Source organism: Kribbella sp. NPDC050241 (assembly GCF_044459685.1).
Lineage (GTDB): Bacteria > Actinomycetota > Actinomycetes > Propionibacteriales > Kribbellaceae > Kribbella.
Genome location: NZ_JBITJE010000001.1, coordinates 600,920 through 627,097, shown reverse-complemented (window position 1 = coordinate 627,097; position 26,178 = coordinate 600,920). Strand labels below are relative to the sequence as shown.

General features: G+C 69.4%; 24 protein-coding genes and 1 pseudogene. 10 read left to right on the top strand and 15 right to left on the bottom strand.

The genetic code is table 11. From position 1 onward, the window contains the following. Positions 1-6: 6 nt before the first annotated feature. Genes ACIBG5_RS02845 through hisI form a run of 3 tightly spaced genes read right to left on the bottom strand, consistent with a single transcriptional unit; the run spans position 7 to position 2,395 of the window. Positions 7-537: a Trp biosynthesis-associated membrane protein gene (locus ACIBG5_RS02845; RefSeq protein WP_396389720.1), complete on the bottom strand. Its 531-nt coding sequence runs from the start codon at positions 535-537 to the stop codon at positions 7-9. Continuing rightward, positions 537-2,069 carry an anthranilate synthase component I gene (locus tag ACIBG5_RS02840; RefSeq protein ID WP_396389719.1) on the bottom strand — a complete coding sequence of 511 codons (1,533 nt, stop codon included), beginning with the start codon at positions 2,067-2,069 and terminating at the stop codon, positions 537-539. Before ACIBG5_RS02840 ends, ACIBG5_RS02845 begins: the two co-directional genes overlap by 1 nt. Continuing rightward, the gene (hisI, locus tag ACIBG5_RS02835; protein ID WP_360452871.1) at positions 2,066-2,395 is read right to left on the bottom strand and encodes a phosphoribosyl-AMP cyclohydrolase; all 330 of its coding nucleotides are present in this window, start codon (positions 2,393-2,395) and stop codon (positions 2,066-2,068) included. The genes ACIBG5_RS02840 and hisI overlap by 4 nt, the downstream gene beginning before the upstream one ends. A 64-nt stretch (positions 2,396-2,459) precedes the next feature. Between hisI and ACIBG5_RS02830 the strand changes: the two genes are divergently transcribed. Beyond that, the gene (locus ACIBG5_RS02830; protein ID WP_396389718.1) at positions 2,460-3,572 is read left to right on the top strand and encodes a dipeptidase; all 1,113 of its coding nucleotides are present in this window, start codon (positions 2,460-2,462) and stop codon (positions 3,570-3,572) included. A gap of 47 nt (positions 3,573-3,619) precedes the next feature. Here the strand turns inward: ACIBG5_RS02830 and ACIBG5_RS02825 are convergent, their stop codons facing one another. Further along, entirely contained in the window at positions 3,620-4,486 is an 867-nt protein-coding gene (locus ACIBG5_RS02825; RefSeq protein ID WP_396389717.1) for a GNAT family N-acetyltransferase, read from the bottom strand. A gap of 194 nt (positions 4,487-4,680) precedes the next feature. On the opposite strand from ACIBG5_RS02825, the gene ACIBG5_RS02820 reads away from it, so the two are divergent. Further along, complete coding sequence (locus tag ACIBG5_RS02820) at positions 4,681-5,706, top strand: hypothetical protein (RefSeq protein ID WP_396389716.1); 1,026 nt, start codon at positions 4,681-4,683, stop codon at positions 5,704-5,706. A gap of 241 nt (positions 5,707-5,947) precedes the next feature. Then, the gene (locus ACIBG5_RS02815; protein WP_131351896.1) at positions 5,948-6,268 is read left to right on the top strand and encodes a Fe-S cluster assembly protein HesB; all 321 of its coding nucleotides are present in this window, start codon (positions 5,948-5,950) and stop codon (positions 6,266-6,268) included. A gap of 78 nt (positions 6,269-6,346) precedes the next feature. Here ACIBG5_RS02815 and ACIBG5_RS02810 read toward each other — a convergent pair whose 3' ends face one another. Beyond that, positions 6,347-8,143 (bottom strand): ABC transporter ATP-binding protein, encoded by a 1,797-nt coding sequence (locus ACIBG5_RS02810; protein WP_396389715.1) that lies wholly within the window; start codon positions 8,141-8,143, stop codon positions 6,347-6,349. Next, the gene (locus ACIBG5_RS02805; RefSeq protein WP_396389714.1) at positions 8,140-9,990 is read right to left on the bottom strand and encodes an ABC transporter ATP-binding protein; all 1,851 of its coding nucleotides are present in this window, start codon (positions 9,988-9,990) and stop codon (positions 8,140-8,142) included. Before ACIBG5_RS02805 ends, ACIBG5_RS02810 begins: the two co-directional genes overlap by 4 nt. A gap of 94 nt (positions 9,991-10,084) precedes the next feature. On the opposite strand from ACIBG5_RS02805, the gene ACIBG5_RS02800 reads away from it, so the two are divergent. Continuing rightward, the gene (locus tag ACIBG5_RS02800) at positions 10,085-10,726 is read left to right on the top strand and encodes a TIGR03085 family metal-binding protein (RefSeq protein WP_396389713.1); all 642 of its coding nucleotides are present in this window, start codon (positions 10,085-10,087) and stop codon (positions 10,724-10,726) included. Here the strand turns inward: ACIBG5_RS02800 and ACIBG5_RS02795 are convergent. From ACIBG5_RS02795 to ACIBG5_RS02775, 5 genes and pseudogenes are all read right to left on the bottom strand, one after another. Continuing rightward, entirely contained in the window at positions 10,712-11,305 is a 594-nt protein-coding gene (locus tag ACIBG5_RS02795; protein WP_360452854.1) for a VTT domain-containing protein, read from the bottom strand. The genes ACIBG5_RS02800 and ACIBG5_RS02795 overlap by 15 nt on opposite strands. Continuing rightward, complete coding sequence (locus ACIBG5_RS02790) at positions 11,302-12,066, bottom strand: MBL fold metallo-hydrolase (protein WP_396389712.1); 765 nt, start codon at positions 12,064-12,066, stop codon at positions 11,302-11,304. Before ACIBG5_RS02790 ends, ACIBG5_RS02795 begins: the two co-directional genes overlap by 4 nt. A 3-nt stretch (positions 12,067-12,069) precedes the next feature. Beyond that, positions 12,070-14,178 carry an alkaline phosphatase family protein gene (locus ACIBG5_RS02785; protein ID WP_396389711.1) on the bottom strand — a complete coding sequence of 703 codons (2,109 nt, stop codon included), beginning with the start codon at positions 14,176-14,178 and terminating at the stop codon, positions 12,070-12,072. 206 nt (positions 14,179-14,384) lie between these two features. Then, complete coding sequence (locus tag ACIBG5_RS02780) at positions 14,385-14,786, bottom strand: hypothetical protein (protein ID WP_396390754.1); 402 nt, start codon at positions 14,784-14,786, stop codon at positions 14,385-14,387. A 119-nt stretch (positions 14,787-14,905) separates the two neighbouring features. Then, positions 14,906-15,436: pseudogene (locus ACIBG5_RS02775) on the bottom strand (glycoside hydrolase family 43 protein); the annotation flags it as partial. Positions 15,437-15,614: 178 nt separating this feature from the next. Between ACIBG5_RS02775 and dacB the strand changes: the two are divergent. The 3 genes from dacB to ACIBG5_RS02760 are packed head-to-tail and all read left to right on the top strand — an operon-like array spanning position 15,615 to position 19,115. Next, entirely contained in the window at positions 15,615-17,186 is a 1,572-nt protein-coding gene (gene dacB / locus ACIBG5_RS02770) for a D-alanyl-D-alanine carboxypeptidase/D-alanyl-D-alanine-endopeptidase (RefSeq protein WP_396389710.1), read from the top strand. Positions 17,187-17,235: 49 nt separating this feature from the next. Further along, positions 17,236-18,189 carry a GNAT family N-acetyltransferase gene (locus ACIBG5_RS02765; protein WP_396389709.1) on the top strand — a complete coding sequence of 318 codons (954 nt, stop codon included), beginning with the start codon at positions 17,236-17,238 and terminating at the stop codon, positions 18,187-18,189. Continuing rightward, entirely contained in the window at positions 18,186-19,115 is a 930-nt protein-coding gene (locus ACIBG5_RS02760) for a GNAT family N-acetyltransferase (protein WP_396389708.1), read from the top strand. The genes ACIBG5_RS02765 and ACIBG5_RS02760 overlap by 4 nt, the downstream gene beginning before the upstream one ends. Before the next feature lie 39 nt (positions 19,116-19,154). Here ACIBG5_RS02760 and ACIBG5_RS02755 read toward each other — a convergent pair whose 3' ends face one another. Next, complete coding sequence (locus ACIBG5_RS02755) at positions 19,155-19,739, bottom strand: hypothetical protein (protein WP_396389707.1); 585 nt, start codon at positions 19,737-19,739, stop codon at positions 19,155-19,157. Then, positions 19,732-20,244: an RNA polymerase sigma factor gene (locus ACIBG5_RS02750; protein WP_396389706.1), complete on the bottom strand. Its 513-nt coding sequence runs from the start codon at positions 20,242-20,244 to the stop codon at positions 19,732-19,734. The genes ACIBG5_RS02755 and ACIBG5_RS02750 overlap by 8 nt, the downstream gene beginning before the upstream one ends. A gap of 146 nt (positions 20,245-20,390) precedes the next feature. Here ACIBG5_RS02750 and ACIBG5_RS02745 point away from each other — a divergent pair, with 146 nt between their 5' ends. Both ACIBG5_RS02745 and ACIBG5_RS02740 read left to right on the top strand, forming a co-directional pair. After that, positions 20,391-20,999 (top strand): ArsR/SmtB family transcription factor, encoded by a 609-nt coding sequence (locus ACIBG5_RS02745; RefSeq protein ID WP_396389705.1) that lies wholly within the window; start codon positions 20,391-20,393, stop codon positions 20,997-20,999. After that, positions 20,996-22,252, top strand: coding sequence for an MFS transporter (locus tag ACIBG5_RS02740; protein ID WP_396389704.1), 1,257 nt, complete (start codon positions 20,996-20,998; stop codon positions 22,250-22,252). Before ACIBG5_RS02745 ends, ACIBG5_RS02740 begins: the two co-directional genes overlap by 4 nt. Positions 22,253-22,261: 9 nt before the next feature. On the opposite strand, the gene ACIBG5_RS02735 is transcribed toward ACIBG5_RS02740, so the two are convergent. After that, positions 22,262-23,869 carry an MDR family MFS transporter gene (locus tag ACIBG5_RS02735; RefSeq protein WP_396389703.1) on the bottom strand — a complete coding sequence of 536 codons (1,608 nt, stop codon included), beginning with the start codon at positions 23,867-23,869 and terminating at the stop codon, positions 22,262-22,264. Next, positions 23,869-24,375, bottom strand: a complete 507-nt coding sequence (locus ACIBG5_RS02730; RefSeq protein WP_396389702.1) for a MarR family winged helix-turn-helix transcriptional regulator — start codon at positions 24,373-24,375, stop codon at positions 23,869-23,871. Before ACIBG5_RS02730 ends, ACIBG5_RS02735 begins: the two co-directional genes overlap by 1 nt. A gap of 185 nt (positions 24,376-24,560) precedes the next feature. On the opposite strand from ACIBG5_RS02730, the gene ACIBG5_RS02725 reads away from it, so the two are divergent. Then, positions 24,561-26,174, top strand: a complete 1,614-nt coding sequence (locus ACIBG5_RS02725) for a Wzz/FepE/Etk N-terminal domain-containing protein (RefSeq protein WP_396389701.1) — start codon at positions 24,561-24,563, stop codon at positions 26,172-26,174. The last annotated feature ends 4 nt before the right edge of the window (positions 26,175-26,178 follow it).

Below are 26,178 nucleotides of genomic sequence, written 5' to 3'. Positions count from 1 at the left end.
CCGAGCTCAGAGAGTCGGGTCCTCTCCCGCGTCGATCGCCTTCCACTGATCGGCGGGTGTGGCGGCCGGATCACGCTCGTAGCGAGCGGTCGCGCGCCGCCAGCGATGCGCTGTCAGCAAGGCGATCAGGCCCGCCGCGACCAGTGCCACCCCGCCGGCCAGGGCGAACCACGGGGCCGGACCTCCGGTCACGGAGACGTGGTCGGTGAGCGCCTGGCTCAGCTCTGGGCGGATCCTGCCCAGCTCGTCCGAGCCCGGTCGCACCTGCAGCGCGACACCGATGGCGCCCACACCCATCAGCAGCACCAGAGCGCTCAGCACGCGCCGGAGCGCCGTACCGGCGAGTTTGGTGACGACAACGGCGACGAGCGACGCCAGCGCGAGCGTCACCGGCGCCTTGGTGACGGTGTAACCGTTGAAATCCACGACCGGCCGCCCGCTGCCCGGATCGGCCGAGGACCAGGTCAGGTACGCCGACAGCCCGAGCAGGACGAGCCCGACCAGAGCCAGCAGGTCAACCAGTCGCTGCGGCTTCATCACACATCACTGAACGTTCCCGCGACGGCGATGGCGTTCAGCACCGCGGCCGCCTTCGTCCGGCACTCCGCGTCCTCGGCCGCCGGGTCGGAGTCGGCGACGATGCCCGCACCCGCCTGCACGTACGCCGTCGTACCGCGCAGGACCGCGGTCCGGATCGCGATCGCGGTGTCCGCGTCGCCGGCGAAGTCCAGGTAGCCGACCACGCCGCCGTACACGCCACGCCGGGTCACCTCGAGCTTGTCGATGATCTCCATCGCCCGCGGCTTCGGTGCCCCGGACAACGTTCCGGCCGGGAACGCGGCAGTGAGCGCGTCGAACGCGGTCCGCCCGGCGGCCAGCTGACCGGTGACCGTCGACTCCAGGTGCATCACGTGGCTGTAGCGGCGGACGTCCATGAAGTCGACCACCTCGACCGTGCCCGGTGCGCACACCTTGCCGACGTCGTTGCGGCCGAGGTCGACCAGCATCAGGTGCTCGGCGCGCTCCTTGGCGTCGGCGCGCAGCTCCTCCTCCAGCGCGTGGTCCTCCTCCGGGGTGGCACCGCGGCGGCGGGTGCCGGCGATCGGGTGCAGGATCACCTTGTTCTCGGTGACCTTCACCAGCGCTTCCGGGCTCGAGCCGACGATGTCGAAGCCGTCCAGGCGGACCAGGTACATGTACGGGCTCGGGTTCGACCGGCGCAGCACCCGGTAGACGTCCAGCGCGGACGCGGTGTTCTGCAGCTCGAATCTCTGGGACACAACGATCTGAAACGCCTCGCCGGCCCGGATCTCCTCCTTGGCGTGCTCCACCGCCTCCCGGTACTCGGCGCTGGACCGCTGCCGGTACGGATCCGGCTGCGCGCCGCGGTCCGCGCGAACGACGTACGACGGCGTCGGCTGAGCCAGGTCGGCCTCCATCGCGTCGAGGCGGCGGACCGCGTCCGCGTACGCCTCGTCGACCCGCTCGTCGGAGTCGTCCCAGTTGACCGCGTTCGCGATCAGCCAGATCTCGCCGGTCTCGTGGTCGAGAGCGGCCAGGTCGGTGGCGAACAGGAAGGTCAGCTCGGGCAGGCCGAGGTCGTCGGTCGTTGTGTCCGGCAACCGCTCCAGCCGGCGGACGGCGTCGTACCCGAGGAAGCCGACCATGCCACCGGTCAGCGGAGGCAGGTCGGGCAGGCGGGGCGTGTGCAGGATCTCCAGCGTCTCGCGCAGCGCCTGCAACGGGTCGCCGGTCTCCGGCAGGCCGACCGGCGGGTTGCCGGTCCAGACGGCCTGGCCGTCGCGCTCGGTCAGGGTCGCGGCGGAGCGGACGCCGATGAACGAGTAGCGGGACCAGACCCCGCCGTTCTCGGCGGACTCGAGCAGGAACGTGCCCGTGCGCTCGGCCGCGAGCTTGCCGTAGACACCGATCGGCGTCTCCGCGTCCGCCAGCAGCCGGCGCGTCACCGGGATGACACGGCGGTCCTTGGCGTACTCCCGGAAGGTCTCGAGGCTGGGGCTGTTCACGGCTTCCTTCGCGATCGTGGTCTCGGTGACGCTCTGGTTCACGGCTTGACCTCGATCTCGCCGTGCTCGAAGCAACTGCGGGTCCCGGTGTGGCAGGCCGGGCCCTCCTGGTCGACCAGCACCAGCAGGGTGTCGGCGTCGCAGTCGACGAGGATCTGCTTGACGTGCTGACGATGGCCGCTGGTCTCGCCCTTGACCCAGTACTCCTGCCGGCTGCGGGACCAGAACGTGCTCCGTCCGGTCTCCGCGGTACGGCGTACCGCCTCGGCGTTCATCCAGCCCACCATCAGGACCTCGCGCGTGTCGTATTGCTGCACCACTGCCGGGATCAGCCCGGCCGCGTCGAAGGTCAGCTCGTCGATGCTCACCCACCCATTGTCGCCGATGCACGGCCGCCGCCTGACCGCGGGCAGAATCTGTCAGGATGGCGAGATGACATCGAGTGAGGCGAGGGTTCGGGACGTCCTGACGGCGCAGCCGGTGATCGACGGGCACAACGACCTGCCGATCGCGTTCTACGAGTTGTGCGACTACGACCTGGACGCACACGACCTGAGTGGTTCGGTGCCGCAGCTCCACACCGACCTGCCGCGGCTGCGAGAGGGACAGGTCGGCGCGCAGTTCTGGTCGCTGTGGGTCCCGCAGGACGAGCACTCGGTCCGGCGGACGTTCGAGCAGCTCGACTTCGTGCTCCGGCTGGTGGAGCGGTTCCCCGACGCGCTGCAGCTGGCATCGACCGCCGCCGACGTCGAAGCGGCGATCAAGGCCGGCCGGGTCGCCTCACTGATGGGGATGGAGGGCGGCCACTCGATCGGCGAGTCCCTCGGCGTACTGCGGGTGATGCGGGAGCTCGGCGTCCGGTACATGACGCTGACCCACAACAACAACGTGTCCTGGGCCGACTCCGCGACCGACGAGCCCGTGCTCGGCGGACTGAACGACTTCGGCGAGGAGGTCGTCCGGGAGATGAACCGGATCGGCATGCTGGTCGACCTGTCGCATGTCTCCCCCGACACCATGCGGCACGCGCTGCGGGTGACCAGCGCGCCGGTGATCTTCAGCCACTCGTCGTCCCGGGCGGTCTGCGACGTACCGCGGAACGCACCGGACGACGTACTGGAGACACTCGCCCGCAACGACGGCGTGTGCATGGTCACCTTCGTCCCGTACTTCGTCTCCCAGGCGTACGTCGACTGGGTCGCGGGAGCGCGCGAAGCGGCGGAGAAGCAGGGCCTGGACCCGAACGAACCCGAGACCCGCAAGCGCCTGGCCGAGATCTACGGCAAGCCCAAGCCGCTCGCCACTCTGGCCGATGTGGTCGAGCACGTCGAGCACGTCCGCGAGGTGGCCGGAGTCGACCACATCGGCGTCGGTGGCGACTACGACGGGTGCCCGGAGTTCCCGGTCGAGCTCCCGGACGTGTCGTCGTACCCGGCCCTGTTCGGCGCCCTGGCCGACCGCGGCTGGAGCGACGACGAACTGGCAAAGCTTGCCGGGGGCAACATCCTCCGCGTACTCCGGGCCGCCGACGACGTGGCCGCCTAGTCGTTGCGGCGGCTAGTCGTTGCGGTACGCCTAGTCGTTGTGGCCACCTAGTCGTTGCGGTACAGGTCGCGCTTGTCCGGCAACTGCTCGAAGCCGGCCGCCTTGTAGGTGGCGACGGCTCCGACGTTGAAGCCAGGCGTGCACACGATCGCGCTGGACGAGCCCAGGTCCTGCAGGGCTCGCGCCGCCGCGACCGTGATGGCCTGGCCGTAGCCGCGGCCGCGATGCAGCCGGTGCACCCCCATCGGCTCGAGCAGCCCCGGCCTGCCCTCCCCGGCCGACCACACGGTGACGGCCGCCACGGACTCACCGATCTCGTTGCGCCCCACCAGGCATCGCGCGTCGGCGTACGGTACGCCGTCGGCCATCGCGTGCCAGCGCGCGTCGGTGAACGTGGAGCCGTCGAACGACGCCCGCTGCACGGCAGTTCGCTCGTGCGCCTCCTCGGCCCCGATCACGTCGACGCGGAGGCCTGGATCCGGCACCGGCTCGCTCAGGTCGCGACGCAACGGCACCCACGGGTCGTCCGTCATCCACCCGTCCTTGAACAGTAGGTCCTGGACGAGCGAGCCCATCGGGGCCTCGACGTACACCTTGCCCTCGATCAGGACACCGCGCTCCGGCGCGGAGACGTCCTCGGCCAACTGCTGTGCGAGCTCCTCGTCATGCTGCAGATCCGGCGCGATCGCCAGGCGGATCAGCTCCGGCTCGTCGAGCATCCCGGCCGCGACAACCTCGCCGTCACGGCTCCACGTCCTGGTGGCAGCGGCCGTCCGCTCCGCCCCGAACCGCCAGAACCACCCGAGATCACCCGGATGCAACTGGATCGGAGCCCCATCGTCCTGCCACCCGCGCAGCGCCCGCACAACGTCACCCAGCTCATCAACCGCCGGCATCCCCAACACAATCGCCATACCCGCATCACACACCACGCCCCCGACAGTCCGCACCCTGGTTTCCCCGCCGCGCCCACCAAACCCACTTTGAGCACCCACCAACCACTATCGGCACCGAATTCCGGCTACCCCGCGCACAAAGTGGGTGGTTGTCCACAGACGAGCGAGAGGTCGGGTGCACACGGAGGTACGGCGAGGGCAGGCTGGGTCGGGTGGAACGACTCGGGGACGGGGTGCGTGAGCGACTGCTGGCGACTCGGCTGACGGCTCGGCGCCGATCGATGCTGCTGGGGCTCGGACTCAATGATGCCGACCTCCGCCGTCTGCTCCGGAACCGCCATCTACAACACCACCACGGGCACTACCTCGCCGCAGCCGTCGACGATGAGATCGCGAGGATCGTCTGTGCTCAGGCCGCCTATCCGGGTTCGGTCGTCAGCCACTTCAGCGCGGCCCGGCTTGCCGGGGTACGGACCTGGATTGACGCCAGGCGGCCGTCCGGCCCGTCAGAGGGAGCCGTGTGGCTGACCAGACCACCCGCGGCCAAGCGCAACCAGCGCCGCCCGGACATCGTCGTACGACGTGCCGGGCTGACACCTGCCGATCTCTCGCGACACCGGGACCTGCCGGTCACGAGCGCGGCCAGAACCGTCGTCGACCTAGCGCGGGAGCTGCCGCTTCGCGAGGCGATCGTCAGCATCGATCACGCGTTGGCGATCGGTACGACGCCGGCCGAACTCGACGCCGTCGTCGAACGTCAGCATCGTTGGCCCGGCATTGGGCGGGCGCGTGCCTCGATCGGCTTCGGCGATCCGAGGTCGGAGTCGGCGCTGGAGTCGATCGTGCGAGCCGCGTTCGCCGCCGCGGGGCTGCCCGCGCCCGTCCTCCAGGCCCAGTTCTTCGACGGTGTCGCCTGGATGCCTGAGCGGGTCGATTTCTGGTGGCCGACGTACCGGACGGTCGCGGAAGCCGATGGACTCGCGAAGTTCGAGGCCGACAGTGCCGCGGAACGCCGACGCCTCCTGCGCCGGAGCCATCGACGCGACCAGCGGCTGAGCGACCGGGGCATCGAGCTCGTTCACTTCGGCTGGGAAGATGCGGTCGACCCCAGGTCGGACCTGTTCGCCCGGCTTCGAGCAGCCTTCCACCGCGGCGAGGCGCGCTCCGGCGAACCCCCCACCTGGCGCGCCCCCCACCCCACTCCGACCACCCCGCACGCCGCCCCGCACGCCGCCTGACCACCCACCCGCGGCGGGACCTTGAGCACGGCTCGACCACGCACGACGCGAGTTCGTGGATGGTGGGTGCCCAAGGTCGCCGCTCGAAAGGCGAGCGCGCGGACTTTGGGCACGGGTCGACCATGTTGGGCGTGGATTTGTGGGTAGTGGGTGCTCAAGGTGGCGAGTCACGGGGTGGTGTTTGCGTTCTGGGGGATCGGGCACGGGGCGGGCTCAGTGAAATCTACGGATGGAGTGGGCTGTGCTTACCCTGACTGAGAACGCGACCCTGGTGATCAAGAGCATCACGGGGGTCGAGGGCGCGCCGGAGGGGGCCGGGGTGCGGATCTCGCAGGAGAACCCCGCGGATCCGGCGCTCGCGGTGACGACGACGGAGGCGCCGCGGCCCGGTGACCAGGTGGTGGAGGAGGCCGGAGCACGCGTGTTCCTGGAGCAGAACGCCGCGAACGCCCTGGACGACAAGATCCTGGACGCAGCGGTCGACGACAAGGGCGGTGTCGAGTTCCTGCTGGTGCCGCAGCCGGGAGCCGGTCAGCAGAACGGCGCTGCCCCGACCTCCTGAGCATGACCGTGGGTGCGGCCGGGACCACCCTCCCGGGTCCCGGCTCCATCCCTTCGCCCAGCGGTCAGGCCCAGCTGGTCAGGCCACGCTGCGCTGCGCGATCCAGCTGTCGTGCAGGCGCTCGTACACCCCGCCGGCGCCGACCAGCTCCGCGTGCGCGCCGCGCTCCACGATCTCCCCGTTGTCGAAGACCAGCACCTCGTCGGCCGCTTCCGCGGTCGACAACCTATGCGCGATGGTGACGGACGTACGCCCGGCCATCAGCCGCTCCAACGCCGCGTTGACCCGGACCTCGGTGCCGGGGTCGACGGCTGACGTCGCCTCGTCGAGCACCAGCAGGTCGGGGTCCGCGATGTTCGCCCGGACCAGTGCGACCAACTGACGCTCCCCCGCGGACAGCGACTCACCACGCTGCCCGACCGGCGAATCCAGTCCGTCCGGCAGCGACTCCAGCCAGTCCGTCAGGCCGAGCGATTCGAATGCCGTCAGCAACTCCGCGTCCGTGACCTCCGGCCGGCCGAACCGCACGTTCTCGGCCAGCGACGCGTCGAACAGGTAGCCGTCCTGCGGCACCATCACGACCCGCTCGCGCAGCGACTCGAACGAGATCTCCCGCGCGTCCACGTCGTCCAGCAGCACGGAACCCGACGTCGGATCCATCAACCGGGTCAGCAGCTTCGCGAACGTCGTCTTCCCCGACCCGGTCTCGCCGACCACCGCGACCCGCCGATGCGGCTCGATCCGTACGCCGACGTCCCGCAGTACCAACTCGCCTTCGGGGTAGGCGAAGTCCACGTCCGCGAACTCGACCGTGATCGGCCCGCGCGGCTGCTTCACCCCTGACTCACCCGGGTCGACCACGTCGGCCGGCGTCGCGATCACCCCGAGCACCCGCCGCCATCCGGCGAACGCACTCTGCGCGTCGGTCAGCACCTGCGTCGCGATCTGCACCGGGTCGGAGAACAGCGCCACCAGGAACATGAACGCGAGGAGCTCCCCCAGCGTCGCCTGCTTGTCGACACCCAGCAGCACACCGACCGACAGGACACCGGCGTTGGCCAGACCAGCCGCCAGACCGCCGATCGAGAACGTCACCCCCGTGAGCGCCTGAGCCTTCGTCGCCTGCTTCCGGTAGTCCTCGATCGAGGTGTCGATCCGGTCCTGCGTCCGCTTCTCGATCGCGTACGCGCGGACCACCTGCGCGCCGACCACCGGCTCGGCGACCGCGGACAGCATCTCGCCGACCTTCGCCCGGACGATGCCGTACGCCTTCGACATCGCCCGCTGCAGGTACTTCAGGCTGGCGAACAGCGGGATGAAGCACAGCAGCACCACCAGCGCGAGCTGCCAGGAGTAGACGAACATCACTACAGTCGCGAGCAGCATCTGGCCGATGCTGACCAGGAAGATGAACCCGCCGAACTGCAGGAACTGCGACACCGTGTCCACATCCGACGTGACCCGGCTGACCAGCGCGCCGCGCCGCTCGGTGCTCTGGGTCAGCACCGGCAGGTCGTGCACATGGCGGAACGCCTTGATCCGCATCGTCGCCAGCCCGTGCTCGGAGTTGATCGCGAGCCGCACGGTCGTCAGGTACGACGCTCCGGCCGTGACGAGGATGCCGAGTGTGCAGACCACGCACATCCAGGCGACGTACGACAGGTCCGCTCCGCCCGGACCGGACAGACCCTTGTCGATCGTCTGCTGCACCGCGATCGGTACGACGATCCGCCCGGCGGTCATGGTCAGCGCGAGGATCCCGGTGACCCACCACCCGTTCGCCAGCTCGGGCGACACCTTCAGCCCTTGCCGCAGGGTCTCGAGACCACCGGCGTCATCGCCGTGGTCCAACCGGCTGGCTTCTGCCCCACTCACGCGGATGCTCCTTCCGAGTCCAGATCGTCGATCTCCGCGGCCAGATCCGCCTCTTCCTGGCGTCGCTCCGCGTCCTTCTCGTAGGCGTCGACCAGATCCCGGTAGGCGGCCGACGTCTCCTGCAGTTCGGTGTGCGTCCCCTGCGCCGCGATCCGCCCCTCGTCCAGGAACAGCACCTCGTCCGCGAGCGAGATCGTCGCCTTCCGGTACGCGATCACCAGCACGGTGGTCGCCGCGTCGGCGTCCTGTACGGCGGACCGCAGCCCGGCCAGGATCCGCGCCTCGACCTGTGGGTCGACAGCGCTGGTCGCGTCGTCCAGGATCAGCAGGCGAGGACGCCGTACCAGCGCGCGGGCCAGGGCGATGCGTTGCCGCTGGCCGCCGGACAGCGTCGTACCGCGCTCGCCGACCTTGGTGTCCAGGCCGTCCGACAGCTGCTTCACGAAGCCGTCGCCCTGGGCGATCCGCAGCGCATCCCAGACGTCCTCGTCGCTGTAGTCGCCGCCGAGCGTGATGTTGCCGCGGATCGTGTCGTCGAACAGGAACGCGGTCTGCGCCACCAGCGCGACCGACCCGGCCAGCTCGTCGCGGGCCAGGTCCCGCACGTCGACCCCGTCGACCTTGACCGCGCCCTGCTCCGGATCGACCAGCCGCATCAGCAGCGTGGTCATCGTGGACTTCCCGGCGCCGGTCGGCCCGACCATGGCGACGGTCCGTCCGGGGTCGAGGGTGAAGTCCACTCCGGCCAGTACGTCGCGGTCCGGCAGGTACCCGAACCGTACGCCGGCCACCTGCAACCTGGCTGCCTTCGTCGAGGTCAGCCGCGCCTCGCCGTACTCGATCCCGCCCTCGGCGGTCAGCACCCGCTGGATCCGGTCCCAGCCGACGACCGACCGCGGCAGCTCACCGAGCACCCAGCCCAGCGCGCGGATCGGGAAGCCGATCAGCGTGAACAGGAACGCCACCTGGACCACGTCACCCGCGTCCGCCCCACCCGACTGCACCCGGACGACGCCGACCAGCAGTACTGCGAGCACACCGAGCCGCGGCAGGCCGTCGATCACCGGGTCGAACACGCCGCGGGCCTTGTTCACCGCGATGTTCGCGTCCCGGAGCTGGTACGTCGGGTCCCGGAAGCGCTCGGTCTCGGCGGCCTCGCGACCCAGCGTCTTCACCACCAGCGCGCCGTCGAACGACTCGTGCGCGACCTCGGAGACGTCGGCACGGAGCTGCTGCGCCCGGGTGGCGAGCGGCTGGAGGTAGCGCTGGAAGATCACGTTCGCCACGAACACCAGCGGGAACACCAGGCAGCCGACGAGCGCGAGCCAGGGGTCGGCCGCGAACATCGCCACGGTCGCGAACACCAGCATCGCGATCACACCGATCGCCATCGGCAGTGGAGCGATCACGAACCAGGTCGACTCCACATCCGCGTTGGCGTTCGACAGCAACATGCCGGTCGAGTGCTGGTGGTGCCACTCGAGCGGAAGCTTCAGGTACTGCCGGGTGACGCGGCGGCGGTACGTCGCCTGCAGCCGGAACTGCATCACGCCGGCTCCGAGCCGACGCCCGACCACGCCGATCGCGTTCAGGATGGCGATCCCGATGAACAGCCCGATCAGCGAGGCGATCGCACCGAAGGTGGTGTGACCGGTCTCGAAGGCGGGCCGGAGCACGTGTTCGGTCGCCCAGCCCAGCGCCCAGCCGATGGCCACCGTCATCGCGCCGTAGAGCATGGCGGCGAGCACGGAGAAGGCGAAGATCCACGGCTCCTCCCAGATCGCGACCCGCAGAACTGCGAGCCCCCGCCGGGTCACACTTCCCTTGTCGGGGACTTTCGGCTGCAAGACACTCTCCAGGGCAGTCAGGTGCGAACACCAGGCACAAGCATGACAACGAATGACATTCTGCCATTCGGTGCAGACAACTACGATCGACTTCGTGACCGACTACAGCCGGGTAGAACGACTTGCTCTGTGTGATCTGTTCGATGAGCTGGGGCCCGATCAGCCGACGCTCTGCGAAGGCTGGACGACCTACGATCTCGCCGTGCATCTGTACGTGCGGGAGGCCGATCCGATGGCGGGACCCGGCATCATGATTCCGGCCTTGTCGGACACGACCGCGCGGCGGATGGCGCGGGCGAAGGGGCGCTACAGCTTCGCCGAGGTCGTCGACAAGGTCCGCAACGGGCCGCCCCGGGCCTCGATCTACGCGTTCCCGAAGCTCGGCCACCAGCTCAACACCACCGAGTACTTCGTGCACCACGAGGACGTCCGCCGGGCCCAGCCGTCGTACGAGGTCCGCACGCTGCCGGCCGAGCAGCAGGAAGGCCTGTGGAAGGGCGTCCGGCTCGGCGCGAAGTCGTTCCTCCGGAAGGCTCCGAGCGGCGTGGTGCTCAGACTCCCCGACGGTACGACGTCCGTCGCGAAGCGACCCACCGAGCGCGGGTCCGTGACCGTGACCGGCGAGGCGGCCGAGCTGGTGCTGTTCTGCATGGGCCGTCAGCAGGTGGCCGACGTCCAGCTCGAGGGTGACGCGGAGTCGGTCGAACGGCTCCGCAGCGCGTCATTCGGAGTCTGACTTCCCCGCGCGCCGACGACGCGCTCGCTGGACCATGCTGCTGGCCACGGTGGTCAGTACCACGAGCACGATCGCGGCCAGCACGCCCTGCCACGGCTCGTCGAACAAGACGAAACCGAGGAGTCCGATCGCCATGTAGACCGCCGCCCAGATCGACGACGCGGCCAGGTCCACGACCGCGAACCGCTCCCAGCTGTACCCGGCCAGCCCGGCCGCGAGCAGCACCGGGACCCGGCCGCCCGGGATGAGCCGGGACGTCAGCAACACACCTATCTCGTGGTCGTCCAAGCGGTCGCGCAGTGCGTCCAGCGAGGCGTTGTCGCGCAGCCAGCCGATGCGTTTGGCCAGCCGCTCGCCGCCGAACCGGCAACCGGCGTACACGATCAGGTCGCCGACGTACGCACCGGCGGCACCGGCGATCAGGACGCCGACCAGCCCGATCGGATTGCTGTGCGAGGCCAGCACGGCACCGGCCGAGACGGCCGCGCCGGTCGGCAGCACCGGCAGGACCGCTCCGATCAGAACGGCTCCCGCGAGTGCGAACAGGTACCAGAGGTCGAAGCGCGTGTCGCCGCTCATCCGCGGACCTCGGCCGACTCGCCAGGCACCAGGAGTTCCACCCGCACCGCGGGATCCAGCTCGGCCATCGCGGTCTTGAACCTGTCCCCCGGTGGCAGGAACAACTCCGGCTTGAGCCAGTCGCAACCGATCGGCCAGAACGTCCCGAAATGTACCGGCACCGCCGTCGTGGCTCCGACCCGCTGAACCGCTTCCGTGGCGCGAACCGGATCCAGGTGCCCCTCACCGAGCGACGGCCCCCAGCCGCCGACGGGAACCATGGCCACGTCGACCGGACCGGCTTCCGCGGCCAGACCGTCGAACAGGTCCGTGTCGCCGGCGAACCAGACACTCGGCGAGCTATCCACGCGGTAGCCGAGAGCGGGTCCGGCGTACGACGACCATGGCAGCCGGCGACCGTCGTGGTGAGCGGTCACCGCAGTGATGTCGAGCGAACCGATCCGCACCTGGTTGCCCGGGGCGACCTCGATGCAGCGATCCGACAGGGCGGCGCCCTGGTCCTGGTGGATCAGCTTCGCCGATCCCCGTGGCACGACCAGCGCGGCGTCCGGCGCGACCAGCGCCAGCGATGGCAGATGTAGATGGTCGGAGTGCATGTGCGACACGAGTACGGCGTCACACCGGCCTGCGTCGGGCAGCGGGGCCGGACCACGGCGACGGCGCAGATGCGCGATGCGCGAGGTCAGGACGGGGTCGGTCAGGAGCCGCGTGCCGTCCGCCTCGATGGTGGTGGTGGCGTGCCCCCACCAGGTGATCCGCACGCGTCAGGCCTCCACACTCGTCTCGACCGGCTTGTCCAGGTCCTTGCGATGGCCCAGGAGCTCCAGCCAGCTGATCAGCAGCCTGTGGACCGCGTCGGAGCCTACGGGAGGCTCAGCCAGCACCCAACGACTCGGGTGCACCAGGACGGCGTCGGTCTGCCAGCCGCCGATGCCACCGTGGCACCCGACCAGCTCCTCGAACGCCGCCACCTCGTGGGTGTAGTCGTCCAGCCGGCTGATCACGACGATGTCCCCGTTGTGCGGCATCTCCGCCTGCCACAGCAGCGACGCCGCCGCGTGCTCGCCGTACGGCGTCAACGGGTCGGTGCCCTCGATCCGGCCGGTCCGCAGGACGTGAACCCCCGCGCCGCCGATCGCCACCGGCCCCTCGGCCAGCGAGTCGACCACCACGAAGCCGATGCCGGGGTGAGTGGCCAGACCGGGGATCAGCTTGGGGTGCAGCAGCTCGATCTCCTCCAGCGGCACCCGGCCGGGCGTGGTGGCGAGGTAAAGCAGCGCCAGGTTGCCCGACGCCGTGACGACCATCTGCTCGTCGGCGGCGACCGGCGGCTCGCAGTCCTTCGGGCCGAGCTCTACCCCGCCGCTGGACGCTTTGCCGTGCAGGGCCTTCCGGGTGACCGAACCGGCCACGCTCCGGCGCAGACTCAGCTCGGTCAGGAACGCGTTCACCGGTCCCCATCCCTCGGCCTTGCCGACGGCCGCGACCGGCTCCTTGGCGGTGTCGACCAGGTCGTCGACGACCTCGGTCAAGGTCCGGCCGTACCGCTGCAGGAAGGTCGAGCCCTGGCTCTGGCCGTGGTCGGACAGGACGACGATCTCGTACGAGTGCGGGAGGATGTCGATGATCCGCTGCAGCGCACCGAGCACCCGATCCAGGCCCTCCAGCGTCTGCAGGGACTCCGCCCGGGTCGGCCCGGCGTGGTGCGCGACCTCGTCGTAGTCGACGAAGTCGCAGTAGATAACCGGGGTGCCCTTGACCAGTTCGTCGGTGATCAGCGAGACGTTCAGGTCGCGGAGCAGAACGTTGGTGATCGCGCGCAGGAAGATGTAGGCGCCACCGCGCTTGACCCGCGGGACCAGGTGGCGAACCCGCTGGCGCCGGGCCTGGTGCAGCTCCTTGAAGATCTCCGCGAAGCACAGGATCAGTCCGCGCGCGGCGCCCTGCGGGCTGGAGAAGAACCGCACGTAGCCCCGGCTGCGGCTGTTCGGCAGCGCGGCCCGGCTGAAGACCAGCTCGCACTTGTCCGCGTCCCCGGACCAGTTGTTGCTGATGCTGACGCCGCCGTCGGCGAGCAGACCGCGCCCGGTCGACATCCGGGTCTCGATCTCGGCCGCGTCCCGGCCCCGGTTGGTCACCATCACCCGTCCGGTCTCCTTCTCGTACCACCGGAACGCCGGGATGTGCTTCGAGCCGCCGTGCAGGATGCCGGCCTGGCTGGCCGGAGTGGTCGCCGGTACGCCGGTGTGCCAGCCGACCATCGAATGCTTGCCGTCCCGGATCCAGCCGCCCAGGTTGGGCAGGTTGCCGGCCAGGACCATCCAGTTCAGCAGCGGGGCGGACAGCCCGTCGATCTGGATGATCAGCATCCCGGTCTTCGGCGCCGCCTCGATTGTCCGCGCCCTCCGGTGCACGACCCGCATCACCTCGGCGACGTACGCGTCGTCACTCCCGGCGTACGCGATCCAGCCGACGAACGCGCTGACCGAGGCCATCACGACCGCGACCAGCAGCGGCGCCCCTACGCCCCCGTGCAGGGTCACCCCGGGGTCCACCGTGATGCCGAGGTAGACGACGCCGAACTGCGAGAGCAACCCGCCGACCAGGACGCCGATCGACCCGATCAGGATGGCGACCCCGGCCAGCACCCAGCGCATCAGGATGCTGAAGAGTGCGAGCAGCAGGACCAGGCGCAGGATGGGCGTCCGGCCGTCACTGCTGATCTGCGGCAGCGTCCAGAACGTGATGATGAGCGAGATCAGCGACAGGAGGCCGCCCAGCAGCATCGCCTGCAGTCCCCGGCCGGTACGGCGCAGGTCGAGCCAGAACGGCCGTCGTCGCCGGTCCGAGACCTGCTCAGGTGGTTTCGCCATGGCCCGCTTTCGTGCTCCCCGTCCGTCCTGCTGTGCTGTACCGAGGGTACGAGGCATGCTGCAGCGCAGTTGCACCGCGCCACGCCCTGGACGGGTGGTTCCCGGGTCGGACCCGGGGTACCGCCGGGTGATTCCCTGACCCGGCAGCTTACTGAAGCTCGAGACAGTCGACTTCCCTCTCCCCCGCCGCCGCCGAAGGCGGCGCTCTATTGCACTTCGAGATAGTCGACTTCCGTGTAGAGGTCGCCCTTCGTCAGCCGGATGGTGTTCCAGCCGGCGTTGAGCGTGACCTGGACCGAACTCTGCTGCCAGTTGTCCCAGCCGGTGACCGGGTAACTGACCGAGCCCTGGTTGTTGCCATTGACAACGAGGCCGTGGCTGGCGGCGGCGCCGGAGCCGTTCGCGTAGCCGACGTGCAGGGTGTAACCGCCCGCGACCGGCACGAACACCGAGTTCTCCACCACGAGTCGGCGAAGTCGACGTACGCGACCACCTTGCCGTCCGAGGCACCGGCGGCGTTCGAGCGGACCTGGCAATGGTTCAGCGCGCCGCGCTCGGCCTCGTACCGGACCCGGCTGCCCCGGACGACCGGGTAGTCGTTCGCCCATCCGAGATCTGCGACGTACAGGTGCCGTGACCCGTTCACCCACCCGTGGACGAACACCTTGTCGCCGACGAAGTCCGCGCCTCCAGGCCCGCAGATGTGGTTGTCGAACGTCGCGGTCGTCATCAGCGGCCGGAAGGCGGTGGTCCACGGACCGCTCAGGCTGGGTGCGGTCGCGTACGACGTGAGGTAGTTGCAGTCGGTGTAGCCGCCACCGGAGAAGAACAGCACGTACTGGCTGCCACGTTGCACCAAGTCCGGGGCCTCGATGATCCCGCTGGACGTCAGCAGTGCGGTGTTCCCGCCGGCGAGCGTCGTACCGTTGTTCGCCGTCCGGGTGAGCCAGAGCGTCGACGGCTGCCCGATGGCGTTGCCGTCGTTCTTCCAGACCAGGTAGCGGGTGCCGTCATTGGCGACGAAGGTGTTCGCGTCGATCGCGCCACCGAGTTCGAGCGGGCAGATCAGCGGCGCACTGCCGACCGGGTTGAACGGGCCGAGCGGTGAGGTCGCGGTCGCGACGCCGATGCACTGCCGCCCGGACGCCTTGTGCCAGGCCGTGTAAGTCAGGGTGTAGGTGCCGTCCGCATTCGCATACACATCTGGTGCCCAGGTCCGGCCGGGTTGCGCCCAGCCCGCGGACGGACCGCCGGGCATGGCGTCGCCGCGGATGGTCCACGGCCCGCTCGCGCTCGGCGCGCTGGCTCCTGTGCGGAGCAGTTTTCCATCGATTCACCTGGATGGACAGAGCGGAATTGTGCCGATCCCTGGACCTGGAGCGATCCGGGGTACAGACTCCCGCTGTTGGTTTCCGCCTGGGTTTGAGGGAGTTCTCGTGAGCTATTTACCGAGAGTGTCGGGGCGCGGGGTGGTCGCCGCCGTCGCCGCTGTCGCAGCGGCTGTCGGCGGCGTGGTGACACAGTCGGCCGGAGCACCGGCCGGCGTGCAAGAAACGGCGTTGCAGCAACGGCTTGACACGCTGCTGAACGACGCCCGGTACGACGGGTCGCAGGTCGCGCTGGTGGTCCGGGACGCGACGACCGGCGAGACGCTGTACGACCGGAACGGCGATCAGCGGATGCTGCCCGCCTCGAACACCAAGCTCTTCACGTCGACGGCCGCGATGCACACGCTCGGCCCGTCGTACCGCTTCCACACCGACGTACTGGCGACCGCGCCGGTCCGCAGCGGGAAGTTGCAAGGGGACCTCTACCTCAAGGGGTACGGCGACCCGACCGCGCTCGAGTCCGACTACGTGGGACTGGCCAAACAGCTCCGCGCGGCCGGCGTCCGCGGCGTGGACGGCGACCTGATCGCCGACGACACCTACTTCGACCACGCCCGGCTCGGTGACAGCTGGGCCTGGGACGACGAGCCGTTCTACTACTCGGCCCAGATCTCCGCCCTCACGCTCGCGCCGAACACCGACTACGACTCGGGTACGGCGATCGTCGAGAGCCGGCCCGGCGCGGCGGTCGGTGCACCCGTCAAGCTCACGCTGGTCCCGGGGAACGGCGTACTCAAGCTGGTCAACACCGCGAAGACCGGCGCGGCCGGGTCGTCGAACACGCTCAGCATCGAGCGCGATCACGGCACCAACATCGTCCGGGTGACCGGCTCGGTTCCGCTCGGCGCCTCGGTCGGTCAGGAGTGGGTGACCGTCTGGGAGCCGGAGCTCTACGCGGCCGACGTGTTCGAGCGCGCGCTCGCGGCCGAAGGCATCCGGGTCGACGGTCACATCAAGAACGCGGCCTCCCCCGCCACCGCCCGGCGGCTGGCCCGGGACGAGTCGATGACGGTCGGCGAACTGATGACGCCGTTCCTCAAGCTGTCGAACAACATGCACGCCGAGACGCTGGTCAAGGCGATGGGTGCCGTGGTCGAGACCGAGGGCAGCTGGTCCGCGGGTCTCGGCGTCGTCACCGACTACGCCAAGAGCGTCGGCGTCGACACCAGCCGGATCCGGCTCTCCGACGGCTCCGGCCTGTCCCGCAAGGTGAACGTGACGGCGGACAGCGTCACCGACATCCTGATCGGCGTTCAGAAGGAGCCTTGGTGGCAGCAGTGGTACGACGGTCTGCCGATCGCGGGTAACCCGGCACGCTTCGTCGGAGGCACCCTGCGCAGCCGGATGCTGAACACCCCGGCCGCGAACAACCTGCACGGCAAGACCGGTTCGCTCACCGGCGTGACGGCGCTGTCCGGCTACGTCAGCAACCAGGACGGCCGCAAGCTCGTGTTCTCGATGATCAGCAACAACTACCTGGTCAGCCCGCGGTCGATCGAGGACGCGGTCGGCGTCACGCTCGCGTCGTGGAGCGACCAGGCACCGCCCGCCGCGGTGAGCCCGAACACCTTGCGGACCACCCAGTCCAGCTGTGACCTCGAGTGGGAGAAGGCCTGCTGATACGCCTAATCGGTTCGACAGTACGGCGGTCGTTCACCACGATGTGGGGATGACCGCCGTACTGCCTGCCACGTACTCCGTCCGACCACCGGCCAAGGAGGACGCGGAAGCGGTCTTCGACCTGGTCGCCGCCTGCAACACGGCCGTGATCGGTTTCGCCGACTTCACCCTCGACGACGTCGTCGACGAGCTCACCGCGCCAGGATTCGAGCCCGCGACGGACGGCTGGCTGGTCTTCGACGGCGATCGCCTGGCCGGCTTCGCCACCATCTACGGCAAGGGCGATCGCCACCAGCTCGACGTCTACGTCGTCACCGCCGAGCCGGTCGTCGAGGCCTACCTGCTCGGCGAGCTCACCCGCCGCGCAGCCGAGATCGCGGCTGCGTACGGGCACGCCTCCGTGCCTGTGGACGTGGGCGTCTACCGCGCCGACGCATCCCGTCGCGCCCGGCTGGCCGAGTACGGCTTCACGACCGGTACGACGTACCACCGGATGCGGATCGATCACGCCGGACCGGTCAAGGCACCCGCTGTACCGACCGGGATCACGGTGCGCCGGGGTGCTCCGGACGAGGCGAGCCGACGGGCGGCCCAGGACGTGCTGAACTCGTCGTTCGCGGGCCAGTTCGGGTTCAGCCCACGGACCTTCGAGGAGTGGCACGCGTCGCACGAGAACCAGTCGTCGTTCGACTGGTCGCAGATCACACTGCTCGAGCTGGACGGCAAGGTGGTCGCGTTCCGGGAGTGCACGGACCAGTTCCTCGAGGACGAGAACTGCAACTACATCGGGCGGCTGGGTGTGGTCGCGGAGGCCCGTGGGCGCGGGCTGGCGAAGTTCCTGCTGCGAGATCAGTTCGCGCAGGATGCGTCGGCCGGGCTGGCCGGGACGATCCTGCATGTGGACACGAACAACCCGACGCCCGCCCTCGGCCTCTATCTGTCGGTCGGCATGTCCGCGTCTTTGGTGATCGACGTCTGGCGGTTGGAGGTGCGGGCCGCATGATGTTGCCTGACGGCTACGCCGTCCGCCCGATGCGGGTGGAGGACGCCGCCCTGATCGCCGAGCGGTCTGGCGCCTACACCAGTGCATTGATCGGGTTCGCGAAGCACAGTTCCGAGGACGTGGCGAACTACCTGCGAGACCCGGGTTTCGATCCGGCCACCGACGGGTGGGTGGTGACGGACGAGGCAGGCGAGTTCGCCGGCTCCGCGACCGCGGCCGTGAACAACGACCGGACCCGGGCGAATCTCGAGGTGCTGAGTGAGAATCCGGCCATCGTCGCATGGCTTCTCGATCGGGCGATGCAACGGGCGTCCCACGGTGCGCCAGGCGAGGTCGTGGCGAGTGTCGGCGTGATTCGTCAGGACCGACTGCTGCCGGGGATCGTCGCCGCCCACGGCTTCACGATCGGCACGTCGATCCACCGGATGCGCATCGACTTCGACGGCGAGGTCCCGGCGCCGACGGTGCCGGCAGGCACGACGGTACGACGCGGAGCCTTCGACGACCGCAGTCGCCGGGCGGCTCACGCCGTACTGGTGGAGGCGTTCCGCGGGCAGGCCGGGGCCGATCCACGGCCGTACGACGAGTGGTTCGCGTCGCGGGAGAGCCGGTCGACGTTCGACTGGTCGCAGCTCACGGCGGTCGAGGTCGGCGGACAGGCGGCGGCCGTGACCGAGTGCAACGACAACTTCGTGAGCACCGACAACTGCGGGTACGTCGGTCGACTGGCCGTCGTACCGTCGGCGCGTGGTCGCGGGCTGGCGAAGTTCCTGCTGCACGACGCGTTCGCCGTTGACGCCGCCGCCGGCCGCTCCGGCACGATCCTCCACGTCGACAGCAGCAACCCGACACCCGCCGTCGCCCTCTACACCGCGGTCGGCATGAAGCCTGACCTGATCAGCGACATCTGGCGCAGGAACGTATAGACGCCCGCCGGGGTGGTCGCGGTCCACCCCGGCAAGGCGTCAGTTCAAGACGGCGCGTTGACCGCTGCTGCCCGCATAGACGGTGCGGTCGCCGAGTGGACTGCGCAGGTCGAGGTCGACGGCGATCGCACCGAAGGACGGCCTGCAATGCCGAGTCTCCGGCTGATCCGCGACGGCGGTGTAGCGGTACGCCGCAATCCGGACCGAGGTGTGGTCCTGGGACAGAATGCGGACGACCGTGCTCGGCACACACGGCTGCGGGTTACCCATGCCGGGTCCGACGCTCACCATCAGCACCGACGGGTGGTCCGGCACCGGCGTCGCGGACATCACGCCGACCTCACCCTGCAGCACCATGACCGTCGTACCGACCTTGAACTGGCTCGGCGGTGGACCGTCGTCGAGGGTGTTCGTGGTGGTCTCCGGCCCGGCCGGCTCCTCGCCAGCGCGTGGTAGGCCGACAGTGGCGGCGACTCCCCCGATAACCACAACAACCGCCGCCACCGCAACCAGCACGACCCGGCGCCGGTGACGACGCTGCCGGGCCGTGCGCTCGACGTACTCGAACGGCGGCGCCTCGGCCGGCGTGAGCTCGTCGACGTACTCCATCAGGGCTTCACGCATGCTCGGACACCTCCTTGACCGTGAGCAGTGGCGCCAGGGCCTGCCGCGCCCGCGCGAGGCGGGACTTGACCGTGCCCGGCGCGATCTGCAGTTCCTCGGCGATCTGCTCCACCGGTAGATCCATCACGTGGTGCAGTACGACGACCGCCCGCTGCTCGGGTGTGATCCGCGCCAGGGCGGCGGCGACATCCAGTGCGTCACCATCCGGGCCCTCGACTGCGGCCGGCCGGCCGCGGAGCTTCGCCAGTGCGCGCGTCGCCACCTGCTGCCGGCGCAACCGGCTCACCAGAGTCCGGACCGCGACCGCACGCACCCAGGCCTCCGGGTCGTCGTACCGGCGGATCGAGTCCCACCGGCCGAGCAGCTTCACGTACGCGTCCTGGGCGACCTCCTCGGCGTCGGCCCGCGATCCGCCGATGGACACCAGCAGACCGATCAGCCGCGGCCACGTCCGGCGGTACAGCGCCGCCACGTCGGCAGCCGGGTCACCGTCGCTGTCGTGCACGCCGCGCACCTCCCCAACGGGTCGTCTCACGGCTAACACGCGCGAGCAGCCCACCCGGTTCCCTCCCGGTGCGGAGAAGTTTCGCGCGACCCCGGCCAGAGTGCCAGGTCTTGCTCCCGCGAGATCTGAGAGATTACTCTCGAAACATGTCTCTCAGAAATCCGTACGGCGATTTCGAGATCACCGACCCGCAGGCGATGCGGGCGCTGGCTCACCCGGTTCGACTGGCGGCGCTCAGCTGGCTGCAGCGCAACGGCCCGGCCACGGCGACCCAGCTGTCCGAGCACGTGGGCGCCTCGCCGTCGGTCACCAGCTGGCATCTGCGGCACCTGGCGAACTTCGGGCTGGTGGTGGACGGGCCTCCCCCGGACGGCGGCTCGGACCGGCGGCAGCGCTGGTGGAGCGCGGTCTCGCGCGGATTCCGCTACGAGATGCCCGACACCCCGGAGGGTGCCGAGGCCGGCCGGCTGCTCCGCGCCGAGATGATCAACCAGTCGCTCGAGGCCGTGCAGCAGTGGCTGGCCGAGACCGAGCCCGGACTCGAGGCCGGGTGGAGCCGCGTCGCCGGGTCCGCCAACACCCGGCTGGTCATCACACCGGCCGAGGCCGAGGCGATCGAATCCGCGATCGAGCAACTGCTGGCGCCGTACGTCCAGCGCCGCAACGAGGGCGATACGCCACCGGACGCCGGCTCGGTCCGCTACCTGCGGATGACGTTGCCCGAAGCAACAACTCCGCCTGAGGGATCGCCGTGAGCACGCTGTCCGCCACCAGTCTCTGGCGGGACCGCCGGTTCCGGACCTTCTGGTCCGCGCAGGGCGTGTCCGAGTTCGGCGACCGGATCACCGAGCTGGCGCTGCCGCTGATCGCCGTCACGATGCTCAACGCCTCGCCCAGTCAGGTCGGATTCCTGACCGCGGCGGTCTGGCTGCCGAACCTCGCGTCACTGTTCATCGGCACGTGGGTCGACCACCGCCGGGACAAGCGCCCGCTGATGATCGCGGCCGACCTGTCCCGGACCGTCCTCCTGCTCTCGCTGCCGGCGGCGTACTGGCTGGACGCGCTCACCCTCGGCCAGCTCTATGTGATCGCGATCCTGGCCGGTACGGCGCATGTCGTGTTCAACACCGCCTACGCGTCGTTCTTCGTCGCGCTGGTCGAGCGGGATCAGTTCCTGGAGGCCAACAGCAAGCTGTCCGCGACCAGGTCGATCTCGTTCATGGGTGGTCCCGCGCTCGGTGGCCTGCTCGTGCAGTGGCTGACCGCACCGGTCGCGATCGTCGTCGACGCCTTGACCTTCACGTTCTCCGCCCTCCAGATCAGCCGGATCAAGATGACCCCGGCCGCCTCGGACGAGACAGCCGAACCGCTGCTGCGCCGCGCCCGCGCCGGCATGCGCTACCTGCTCCGGCATCCGTACCTCCGCCGCAGTCTGGCCTGCTCGACGACCGTCAACTTCTTCAACCTGATCAGCACCGCCTTGCTGGTGCTTTTCGCCAGCCGGGAGCTGGGGCTGTCCGCGGGGACGATCGGGATCGCGTTCGGCATCGGTGCGGCCGGTGGGCTGCTCGGCGCGGTCGCCGCCTCCCCGCTCAGCCGCATCTTCGGCGTCGGTCCGTTGATCGCCGCCGGTGCCGTCGTCTTCCCCGGCGCCATCGCGATCGCGGCGTTCGCCGACGGCCCGACCTGGGTCAAGGCCACCGCGCTGGCGGCGGCCGAGTTCGTCGGCGCGTTCGCTGTCATGTGCTTCGACATACCGAACAACTCGCTGCAGGCCGCCGTCACGCACGACTACATGCGGAGCCGGGTGTCGGGGGCCTACAGCACCATCAACTACGGCATCAGGCCGCTCGGCGCGGTCGTCGGTGGGTTGCTCGGCACCTGGATCGGTGTCCGAGCAACCCTCCTCGTCTCCGCGGCCGGCGGCCTGCTTGCCGTCCTGTGGCTCGTCGGCTCGCCGAACATCCGCACCCGCGGACTCGACGGCCTCGAGCCTCCTGAGTTCTAGTCGTGCCCCTTAGTCGTGCACCGCGCGGTCGGCGAGGTCCTCGACGTCGTTGACCTTGGCGACCGTCAGCCGGAGCGGGACCTCCTTGATGAACAGCACCGCGATCAGGCTGACCGCCGCACAGGCGGCCGCGATCAGGAAGATCTGCCCGGTCGCATCGCCGTACGACTGCCGCACAAGCTCCGCCAACTGCGCCGGCAGGTGGCCGACGTCCAGCAGGCTTGTACTGCCGGAGCCACCCTCCTGCAGTTTGCGCGCGGCGTCGGCGCCACCCGGACTGGCGAGCAGACCGGCGACGATCGAATCCTGCACGCGGACCGCGAGGACGGCACCCAGGGCCGACACGCCGACGGCACCACCCAGGCTGCGGAAGAACGAGACCGTGGCGCTCGATGCGCCGATCTGCGAGACGTCAACGGTGTTCTGTACGGCGAGGACGAGGTTCTGCATGGTCATGCCCATGCCGAGACCCATCGCCAGCATGCCGAGTCCGACGTACCAGTACGGCGTGGTGTGGTCGATCGTGCCGAGCACCGTCAGGCCGCCGACCAGAAGGATGCTACCGGCAACCAAGTAGCGCTTCCACTTGCCGAACCGGGTGATCATCTGACCGGAGCCGACCGAGCCGAGGAACGACCCCAGCATCATCGGGATGGTCAGCAGACCGGCCTCGGTCGGGCTGTAGCCGCGGGCGATCTGGAAGTACTGGCCGAGGAACAGCGCGCTGCCGAACATCGCGACACCGACCGCCAGGCTGGCGACGATCGCCAGCGCGGTGGTCCGCTCTCGCACGACCTTCAGCGGAACCAGTGGCTCCTTGACCCGGTTCTCCACCACCACGGCGAGGAAGCCGACCAGCAGCGTGCCGCCGACGAAGAGCGCGGACTGCCACGACATCCAGGCGAAGTCGTGACCGGCGAAGGTGACCCAGAGCAGCGGCAGGCTCGCCGCAATGCTGATCAGCACCGCGCCGAGGTAGTCGATCCGGACCTTGCGCTTGATCAGCGGCAGGTGCAGGTACTTCTGCAGGATGACCAGGCTGATCACGGCCAGCGGGACGCAGACGTAGAAACACCAGCGCCAGCCGAGCCACGAGGTGTCGACGATGACGCCACCGATGAGCGGACCGCTCACGGTCGCGACGGCCATCACCGCACCCATGTAGCCGGAGTACCGGCCGCGGCTGCGGGGCGGGATCGCCGCTCCGATGATCGCCTGGGCCAGCGCCATCAGGCCGCCCATCGCAAGGCCCTGCAGAACGCGGGCGCCGATCAGGAACGGCACGTTGTGGGACATGCCGGCCAGTGCCGACCCGACCACGAACAGGGAGATCGCCAGCTGGACGAGCAGCTTCTTGCTCATCAAGTCGGAGAGCTTGCCCCAGATCGGCGTGGACACCGTGGTGGCCAGCAGGCTCGCCGTCAGCACCCAGGTGTACTGCGTCTGGGTCCCTTCCAGGTCGGCGATGATCGTCGGCAGGGCGTTGCTGACGATGGTCGAGCTCAGCATCGCTGTGAACAGCGCGGCGAGCAGGCCGATCAGGATCTCGAGGATCTCGCGGTGGGTGAGTTCCGGCGCGGTGGGCACAGGCGCACGCCGGGTCTCGATGACAGTCATCAGTCTCCTGTTGGTTGAGATCGCCTCACGCTCGTGGCGGCTTCGGTGATGGCGCGGGCGATCCGCTGCATGGTTTCCGCAGCGGCAAGGAGCGCGTCGTCGTCGAAGTCCGCCATGGCGGTACGAAGTTGCTGGGTGTAGGTGGAGTACAAGGCCTCCAGCTGGGCCTTGCCTTGGGGGGCCAGGCTGACCAGCCCGACCCGGGCATCGGCCGGATCCGGTCGACGGCTCACCAGTCCGTCGGCCTCCAGCGCGGTCAGCTGCCGGCTCACCACCGACGCATCGACGCCGAGCTTGGCCGCGATCTCACCGCCGCGCTGCTCGCCGTCCCTCAGCAGGACCTTGAGCACGCTCGCGTCGGAACGGCGCAGCCCGCCTTCGGGGGTCAGATGCCGATGCTCGATACAACGCACGGCCCGTACCAGCGAGCTGACTCCTTCGAGCAGCTCCTGGGCCGACGCGTCCCGCTCTACCCCCGGGACGAGGGGTTCCTGAGCTAGTTGCATAAACCAACTATATGTCAAAGTAGTTGGTTTCTGCAACCATATGGCAGACTGGACGGTTTCGTTTACGGAGCGTGAGAAATTCTGGAGAACGGCGCAATTCTGGCCACTCTCCGTCTATCATCCTCCGAAGGGGAGCATTTTCTGGGGAGTGCACCGAAGTCCAGGGGAGCGACTGAGGTGAGGCCATGAAGGCCACGGGAATCGAACAAGCGCGCTTTGAACCGACTGTCCTCAGTGCGGTACGCCGCTACTGGGTCATGGTCACGGTCATCGCTGTGCTGACGGCCGTGGCAGCGGTGGGGTACTCGATGCAGCAGGCCGAGGTGTACCGCGCGTACGCCACGGTCACGGTGCCGCAGAGCACCCTCGCCGAGGGTGAGGCCCGCACCCAGTACTTCGACAGTCAGGTGCTGCTGCTGCAGTCCCAGGAGGTGGCCGACCGCGCGGTCCGCTTCGCCAACGCGGAGTTGAACGGCAACGTGCTGACCCGGCGCGACTTCGCGGGCGAGGACAGCTCGCTCGAGATCACCCCGCCGGAGCAGGCCACACCGGGCGGCTTCGGCTCCAGCATCGTCGCCCTGACCTTCACCTGGCCGAGCAGCAAGGTCGCCCAGGCCGGTGTCAACGCGGTGCTTCAGGCCTTCGACGACGCTCGGTCCGCCGCCATCGCGGCTCAAGGTGCGGCCGATGTCGCCGCGGTCCAGCGAGCCATCGACGACGCCCGGACCCAGGGCCAGCGGACCGACCTGCAGAACCAGCGGACGCAGACACTGGTCGACCTGCAGCTGGCCCTAGCCACTCACCCGACCGTCACGTGGGCCGCCGAACCGCAGCTGCCGATCAACGGCAACGCGAAGCGGTCCGGTGCGATCGGGCTGGTGGCCGGCCTCGCCCTGGGTGCCGTGCTGGCCTATCTGCGGGCAGGCCGCCGGCGGTGCCTCGACGACCGCCTCGACCCGGTCGCGATCTACGACGCGCCTCTCCTCGGCGACATCCCGCCGACCGGCCGGAACCGGATCCGGTCCACCTTGTCGGCTACCGCCCATCCCCTGCCGATGGCCGCCGATCCGCAGTCCGCGGCCGCCGAGGCGTTCCGGTTCACCGCGGGGTCGGTCGAGCGCCTGCGCTCCGGCCGGGACCACCGGATGGCCGTCGTCTTCCTCTCGGCCGAGAGCGGATCCGAGCGGAGTACGGTCGTCGCCAACGTCGCACTCGCGGTAGCCGAGAGCGGGACGCCCGTACTGGCGGTGGACGCCGATGCGGGCGGGAGTGCCCTGACCGGTCTGCTTCTCCCCGGCAGCCCGCAGTCCGACGGCTTCGAACAGGTCGTGGCCGGGTGTTGTCCGGTGTCGGAGTGCATCCAGCCGAGCCCGCTCAACGCGGACGTCACCGTCCTCAGGGCCGGTCCCACCCGGGCGCGGCGGACCAGCGGCACGGCGTACGCCGAGGCAGTGGGAAAGCTGATCGCCGAGGCCAAGGAGTCGTTCGAACTCGTCCTGATCGACAGCCCCGCCGTGCTGACGACGGCGAACGCCGTCGAGCTGGTCCAGGACTCCGATGCGACCGTCGTCGTCCTCGGCCCCGGCGAACCGGTGCAGGACCATGTGACAGTGGTGGAGCGACTCGAGCAGGTCGAACCCAGTCTCGCCGGCTACATCTACCGGCGGACCGATCCTGGACCGAAGTTCGTCGGCTGGCTGCGAGCGCGGATCGGTTCTGAGCCCATGCAGCTGGTCGAAATGCTGACATTCCGGCCTGCCAGGGCCCGCCGTACATCGGCACACCAACCACAGGACTGAGCGG